This window comes from Stutzerimonas stutzeri, assembly GCF_024448935.1.
GTDB lineage: Bacteria > Pseudomonadota > Gammaproteobacteria > Pseudomonadales > Pseudomonadaceae > Stutzerimonas > Stutzerimonas stutzeri_AO.
The window spans coordinates 1-6790 of sequence record NZ_JAMOIE010000146.1; the positions used below are offsets into that span (position 1 = coordinate 1).

The following is a 6790-nucleotide window of genomic DNA, read 5'->3' on the forward strand; positions in this document are numbered from 1 at the left end:
AACCAGGACGAGATGAGCGCGCACCTGAACAGCTTCGACTTCATTCTCAATACCGTTGCAGCGCCCCACAATCTCGATGCTTTCCTGTCGCTGCTCAAGCGCGACGCGACCATGACACTGGTGGGCGCACCGGCTTCGCCGCATCCCTCGCCAAGCGTGTTCGGCCTGATTTTCAAGCGCCGTCGTTTGGCCGGCTCGCTGATTGGCGGCATCGCCGAAACCCAGGAGATGCTCGACTTTTGCGCCGAGCACAACATCGTCTCGGACATCGAGATGATCGATATCCAGACCATCAACGAAGCCTACGAGCGCATGCTCAAGGGTGACGTGAAGTACCGCTTCGTCATCGACATGGCCTCGCTGAAGTCCGCGTAATCCACCCACCACGGGCGCGCCTGGCCGAAGCGCGCCCGTGATCAAAAACAGCGGGCTCAAACCGGCCCTTCCCTCTTTGCCGCCGAGCCGCTAAGGTCGCCGACCTTCTGAGGAGTCGACTGTCATCCTGGCCTCGCTGCAGATCAACCGGCTGGGCCACAAGCAGGCTCAATGACATTATGTAACCTATTGTTATATGGGGATTTACCAGAGAAATAGGTAAGATAGCGCGCCCCGCATGGATGCATTTCTCAGTCAGTCGTCGAGATTCCCATGCGCTGTTACAGCCTGCTTCTGCTCGCCCTGCTTTTTCCTGTTCAGCTACACGCCGACGCTCCACGCACTTTTCGCGAGGCCAAGAAAATTGCCTGGCAGTTGTACGCCGAGCGGCCCGTGGATTTCTATTGCCGCTGCGCCTTCAAGGGCAAACAGATCGATCTGGCCAGTTGTGGCTACATTCCACGCAAGCAGCCCAAGCGTGCCGCGAGAGTGGAATGGGAGCACGTTAAATATGCCGGTTGTAACATGTTACAAATATAAGTGCATGATTCTAATCATTTTTTATTCTGTAACGCTTTTACCACCTTCCAGCTATTCGCTTACACAGAACTCCAGTCGCTCGACTCTTTCAGAAGATCTTGCCGACAGTAGAGACACCTAGCCCAGTTCTGAATCAGATGCACGCTCAGCATTGCCATCAACGGGTACGCCGGGCGAATGCCCTTCTCCTCTGGGTAGTGCGAATCGATCAGGGCAATTAGATTCTTCCACGATACCACCAGGCCCATCTCAATCAGAAACAGCTCCCTGCGGATCTGCTTGCGCTTGCCGACGTACTCGGCTTAGCGCCAGTATTACTTGATCAGCTCAGAATCTCAGATGGCGGTGGCAGAAGGCTTGAAGGATCGCAGGCGAGTTCGCCTGCGATGCGGTAGAGCTTCTCGACGGTAATGTTGACCTCGCCACGCTCGATGCGACCTACATAGCTGCGGTCGAGACTGCACGCCAGCGCCAATGCGTCTTGGGAAATCCGGCAGACCTTCCTCTGCATTCGGATACGTTCCCCTAACGCTTTCGCCAACTTATCCATGACCGTCTCAATTCAACTTGAGGCGGCACTATCGTGCGTTTGCGGACGCACAGACCACGGATTATAATCCGCATTTTCGCGTTAACTCTTCTGGTGCCTCAATGAAATCGGCCTCGTTTATCTGCGACAGGCGTCTGTATGAGCTGCTTCAGGAGTCAGGGCGTACAACCTTTACAACCCGTGAACTGCGCGATGCCTATGCCGCTCGCCTGAAAGGCACACATTTTCGTATCGCCGATGTACGCCGTTATGTATACGAGCAGATCCGTCGATTAGTGCGTGCGGGCTGGGTTGTGCCGGACGAAGAGCGTCGTGTTCGAGGACAGGTCTACCACCTGCAGCCGATTCCGGCGCATCTGCAACTGGAGCTGATCGACAACGGCTTTGAGGACAGCCTGATGGCTGCTGGAGTACCCGAACCAGAGACGGCAGCACGCGATGTAGAAGCTTTGCCGCTTAAGTCGTCAGCCAATACAGATTTGCAGTTGGAGGCGCTCCACAAAGAAATCCGTTTGGACTTTCTCACTTCAATGGGCGAGGCGGAGCGATTCAAGCTGCTGCTAGACGAGATGCCGCATTTGCGGGACAAGGTTGAAGGCGATTACCTGGAGGCCAGGGATCGCAGTTCTCGTCTTTTGGGGCATCTGCGCGCCATCGAAAAAACCCTCAAAACGCTCGCCGCATCACGATGAGCAGAACGCTGCGCAGCTGGCAGAACAGCTGCATCACCAAGGCGCTGGAACACTTCACCGTCACGCCGCACTTCTTCTGCCAGGCTACCCCTGGGGCTGGGAAGACGCGCATGGCCGCAGAACTGGCCAGTCGACTGCTTGAGGAAGGCAGGATTGATCTGGTGCTGTGCTTCGCCCCGTCCTGCCAGGTCGTTGAGGGTTTTCGTTCGACCTTTGCGGAAGTGCTAGGCAGGCGACTTGATGGCCAGATAGGTGCCGTGGGCGCGGCCTATACCTATCAGGCTATGGAATACCGTGATGAGGGATTCTGGCAGCTGCTTGATGATTATCGGGTGCTCGTGGTTTTCGACGAGATCCATCATTGCGCCGGCCACGATCCGCTGCTCAGCAATGCCTGGGGACAGCAGATACTGCATCGGATACAGGATCGGGCTGCCTTCACGTTGGCCCTATCTGGCACGCCCTGGCGTTCGGACGACAAGGCCATCGCATTGGCTCGCTACTCTTCGCCCGAGGGGCATTTGATCTGTGATTACCGTTATGGCTTGAAAGATGCCATTGCCGACGGCGTGTGCCGGTCCCCTCGAATTGTTCTGCTCGACAATCAGAAGGTGAAACTCACGGAAGAGCTTGGTGCGGATAGCTCCGTGAGGCTGTTTCCCAGCGTCGCCAAGCTGCTGGGCGAGTCACCTGTGACTTATGAGGAACTGCTGCGCCATGACGAGGTGATCAATCCAATCCTTGACCTTGGCTGCAGCAAGCTGAGCGAGCTACGAAAGATCAAGCCTGATGCTGCCGGTTTGGTGGTGGCCACCGATATTGAACACGCTCAGCAAATTGCACTCGCTCTGGAAGCAATGGGTGAAGAGTACCGTATCGTGACCAACAAAACCCCGGATGCGCAGCAGGTGATCAATGGATTCCGGAGCAGCACCTGCCGCTGGATTGTCGCTGTCGGAATGATCAGTGAAGGCACCGACATCCCGCGCCTGCAGGTTTGCTGCTACCTCAGCCGTATCCGCACGGAGCTGCATTACCGGCAAGTAATGGGACGGGTGCTGCGGCGCACAGGTGAATCGGATGATCAGGCGTGGCTATTCATGCTAGCGGAACCGACGCTTCAGGGCTTTGCGGAGCGAATTGCGGACGACCTGCCGGATGATCTAGCGGTATTGAGTGATGTGCTTATGCCAAGTCTTGCTACAGGCTCAAGGCCTGAGCCGATTGGTGATTTTGACCATATAGAAGGTATTCATGGTGCTGGCCTAGGAGACGCGGAGTCGGATAATGGGTTGCAGGCTGCGAACGTCATTTCGCTGGGTGGTTTTGGAGCTGAACCTGCTTATCAGGTCAGCTTTTCCCAGCATTACAGGCAGCAGTTGTTGGCTTGCTTTTGATACTTAGCCAGTCGTGGCTATTTGAATGATCTCGGTTGCGTGACTCAATAACCGGCCGGTTCCGCTTGAATGGTAATCGTGAGGTGAGCATGGAGATTAAGTCGCAGGCACTGGTCGATGTGGTTGAGGATGTGATCTGCGACGTGTGCCGCTCTGGAACGAGTATCCCCGGCTATGGCCCCCAATACGGCAAGCTTGAAGCCCAATGGGGATATGGCTCCCAGCATGATGGGGAGCACTACCGGGTGCATCTCTGTGAGTGAATCGCCCCGGGTTTCGTGGAGGCCTCAACTCTTGAGAAGATGAGGCCATGAGAAAGACTACAACCTACTCCCCCGAAGTCCGTGAACGTGCCGTGCGCATGGTTCTGGAGCATTTGAACGACTACCCCTCCGAGTGGGCCGCCATTGAAGCCATCGCGCCGAAGATTGGCTGTGCAGCGCAAACGTTGCATGGCTGGATTCGCCGTCATCAGACCGACGCAGGCCAGCATCCAGGCCCGACCACCGTAACCGTCCGCCGAACCCATCTCCCCGCTTCTTCCAGATAGCGGCATGGTGTGCACCTATTTTTGGTGGACACCATTTCAAGCCACTTTCTGGAGGGTTTCGTGTCTCGACAGCGCCGTACATGTTGCCGCTGACCGAAAACTGACCCAGTAGAGGCTGTTCTGCCGACTGAAAACTGACCCAGGTGTTCAACTGCTTCTGCTCAATTTTTGAGCAGGAGAACACAGGGTGATCAGTATGGAAATGATGGGCAAAATCCGCCGGATGTATTTCCGCGACAAGCTGTCGCTGCATGAGATAGCCAAGCGCACCGGGTTGGCGCGCAACACGATTCGCAAGTGGGTCAGAGCACCTGAGGCCAAGCCGCCGGTCTACCAACGCCGCGCGATCTTCAACAAACTCAGCCCTTTTCACGCCACGCTGGAGCAGGCGCTAAAAGCCGATTCGCTGCGGCCCAAGCAACAGCGACGCAGTGCCAAGGCGCTGTTGGCGCAAATCAAAGCCGAAGGTTATGACGGTGGCTACAGCCAGCTCACCGCGTTTATCCGTGCCTGGCGAGGGGGGCAGGGCAAGGCGTCGCAGGCCTTTGTGCCGCTGACCTTTGCTCTTGGCGAGGCGTTTCAGTTTGACTGGAGCGAGGAAGGCTTGCTGGTCGGCGGCATTTACCGGCGTATGCAGGTGGCACATCTGAAGCTGTGTGCCAGCCGTGCGTTCTGGCTTGTGGCGTATCCGAGCCAGGGCCATGAGATGTTATTTGACGCCCATACACGCTCGTTCGGCTCCTTGGGCGGCGTGCCGCGCCGGGGCATCTACGACAACATGAAGACCGCCGTCGACAAGGTCAATAAGGGCAAAGGCCGGGCGGTGAATGCGCGCTTTGCGGTGATGTGCGCGCATTACCTGTTCGATCCGGACTTCTGCAACGTCGCCGCTGGTTGGGAAAAGGGCATCGTTGAAAAGAACGTGCAAGACAGCCGCAGGCGTATCTGGCTAGACGCCCAGGATTGCCAGTTTCACTCCTTCGAGGAACTCAATGCCTGGCTGGGCCAGCGCTGCCGCGCGCTTTGGAACGAGCTGACGCACCCTCAATACAGCGGGCTGAGTGTGGCCGAAGTGCTGGAGTTGGAGCGCGCTGAACTGATGCCTGTGCCAGCGCCATTCGACGGTTACGTCGAGCGGCCTGCGCGGGTCTCCAGCACCTGCCTGGTCAGTGTCGGGCGCAACCGCTACTCGGTGCCGTGTGAGTACGCGGGTAAGTGGGTCAGCAGCCGTTTGTATCCGACGCGAATCGAGGTGGTGGCTGACGACGCGCTGATCGCCAGCCATGTCCGCTTGCTGGATCGCGACCAGGTCAGCTATGACTGGCAGCACTACCTCCCGCTGATCGAACGCAAGCCCGGTGCGCTGCGCAACGGCGCGCCCTTTGCTGATCTGCCGGTGCCGCTGCGTCAGCTTAAGCACGGCCTGGGGCGTCATGCCGGCGGTGACCGGATCATGGCGCAAGTCCTGGCTGCCGTACCGGTCGCCGGGCTCGATGCGGTGCTGGTGGCTGTTGAGCTGGTACTGGAAAGCGGCAGCCTGAGCGCCGAACACATCCTCAATGTCGTGGCGCGCCTGGCCGCGACCGAACCACCACCCAGCGTCGAAACCCACTTGTCGCTCAAGGAAGCCCCCGTCGCTAACACGGCGCGCTACGACCGCCTGCGTGGCCAGGCCGAGGAGGTCGGTCATGCGTGATTTGATGGCGGAACTCAAGGAGCTGCGCCTGCACGGCATGGCCACGGCCTGGGCGGAGTTAACTGCACAGGGTGAGTCGAACACAGCCTCGTCCAAGTGGCTGCTCGAACACCTGCTGGAACAAGAGCACACAGATCGCGCCATGCGCTCGGTGAGCCACCAGATGAACATGGCCAAGCTGCCGATGCACCGCGATCTGGCCGGCTTCGACTTCAGCGCCTCCAGCGCCGACGCTCGCTTGATCAGCGAGCTGGCCAATCTGAGCTTTACCGACACCGCGCAGAACGTGGTGCTGATCGGTGGGCCAGGCACCGGCAAAACCCACCTGGCCACCGCACTGGCCGTGTCCGGCATCACCCGGCATGGCAAGCGCGTGCGCTTCTACTCCACGGTCGAGCTGGTCAATCTGCTGGAGCGCGAAAAACACGACGGCAAAGCCGGGCGGATCGCCCAGGCACTGCTGCGCATGGATCTGGTCATCCTCGACGAACTGGGTTATCTGCCGTTCAGCCAGGCTGGCGGTGCGTTGCTGTTTCACCTGCTGTCCAAGCTGTACGAACACACCAGCGTGGTGATCACCACCAACCTGAGCTTCGCCGAATGGTCGAGCGTGTTCGGCGACGCCAAGATGACCACCGCCCTGCTGGATCGGCTGACCCACCACTGCCACATCGTCGAAACCGGTAACGAGTCCTATCGCCTGCAACACAGTAGCTTGGCGGCCCAGGCCAAGATCAAATCACGGGAGCGAAAGCGTAAGGGCGGCCAGGAACCGGAGGACGATGAGCCGTTCTGATTTCATGGCGACGACGGCCTGCTACATGGCTGCGTGTGGCAGGTCTTAAACAACTGAACTGGGCTAGCGAAGGAGTGGGGGCAACAGCAGCTGCGCTGGTAGACTTATCCACAGTTGCTGGTAACAAAATCAGCAATCCGCCCTGGGTCAAATTTCAATCGGCAGGGTGGGTCAATTTTCCATCAGCGCCAACA

General features: G+C 58.2%; 7 protein-coding genes and 3 pseudogenes. 8 read left to right on the forward strand and 2 right to left on the reverse strand.

All coding sequences use genetic code 11. From position 1 onward, the window contains the following. Together NA637_RS23580 and NA637_RS23585 are read left to right on the forward strand one after the other, a co-directional pair. Positions 1–375, forward strand: a 375-nt coding sequence (locus tag NA637_RS23580; RefSeq protein WP_256074923.1) for a zinc-binding dehydrogenase, incomplete at its 5' end; no start/stop codon positions are given. Positions 376–648: 273 nt separating this feature from the next. Then, positions 649–882 (forward strand): annotated as a pseudogene (locus tag NA637_RS23585) (deoxyribonuclease); the annotation flags it as partial. A gap of 155 nt (positions 883–1037) precedes the next feature. Here the strand turns inward: NA637_RS23585 and NA637_RS23590 are convergent. Then, positions 1038–1190, reverse strand: a pseudogene (locus NA637_RS23590) (IS5/IS1182 family transposase); the annotation flags it as partial. A gap of 47 nt (positions 1191–1237) precedes the next feature. Further along, positions 1238–1465 (reverse strand): helix-turn-helix domain-containing protein, encoded by a 228-nt coding sequence (locus tag NA637_RS23595; protein WP_003119937.1) that lies wholly within the window; start codon positions 1463–1465, stop codon positions 1238–1240. 101 nt (positions 1466–1566) lie between these two features. On the opposite strand from NA637_RS23595, the gene NA637_RS23600 reads away from it, so the two are divergent. The 6 genes and pseudogenes from NA637_RS23600 (at position 1567) to istB (ending at position 6596) form a co-directional block, all read left to right on the forward strand. Further along, entirely contained in the window at positions 1567–2157 is a 591-nt protein-coding gene (locus NA637_RS23600) for a hypothetical protein (protein ID WP_023093397.1), read from the forward strand. Next, the gene (locus NA637_RS23605) at positions 2154–3554 is read left to right on the forward strand and encodes a DEAD/DEAH box helicase (protein WP_256074924.1); all 1401 of its coding nucleotides are present in this window, start codon (positions 2154–2156) and stop codon (positions 3552–3554) included. The genes NA637_RS23600 and NA637_RS23605 overlap by 4 nt, the downstream gene beginning before the upstream one ends. An 89-nt stretch (positions 3555–3643) precedes the next feature. Next, on the forward strand, positions 3644–3817 hold the full coding sequence (locus NA637_RS23610; RefSeq protein WP_198822752.1) for a hypothetical protein: 174 nt from the start codon (positions 3644–3646) through the stop codon (positions 3815–3817). 47 nt (positions 3818–3864) lie between these two features. Beyond that, a pseudogene (locus NA637_RS23615) lies at positions 3865–4062 on the forward strand (IS3 family transposase); the annotation flags it as partial. A gap of 238 nt (positions 4063–4300) precedes the next feature. Continuing rightward, a complete protein-coding gene (gene istA, locus NA637_RS23620; protein WP_256074927.1) occupies positions 4301–5800 on the forward strand; it encodes an IS21-like element ISPst3 family transposase in 1500 nt (499 codons plus the stop codon). Continuing rightward, entirely contained in the window at positions 5793–6596 is an 804-nt protein-coding gene (istB, locus tag NA637_RS23625) for an IS21-like element ISPst3 family helper ATPase IstB (protein ID WP_256074925.1), read from the forward strand. The genes istA and istB overlap by 8 nt, the downstream gene beginning before the upstream one ends. The last annotated feature ends 194 nt before the right edge of the window (positions 6597–6790 follow it).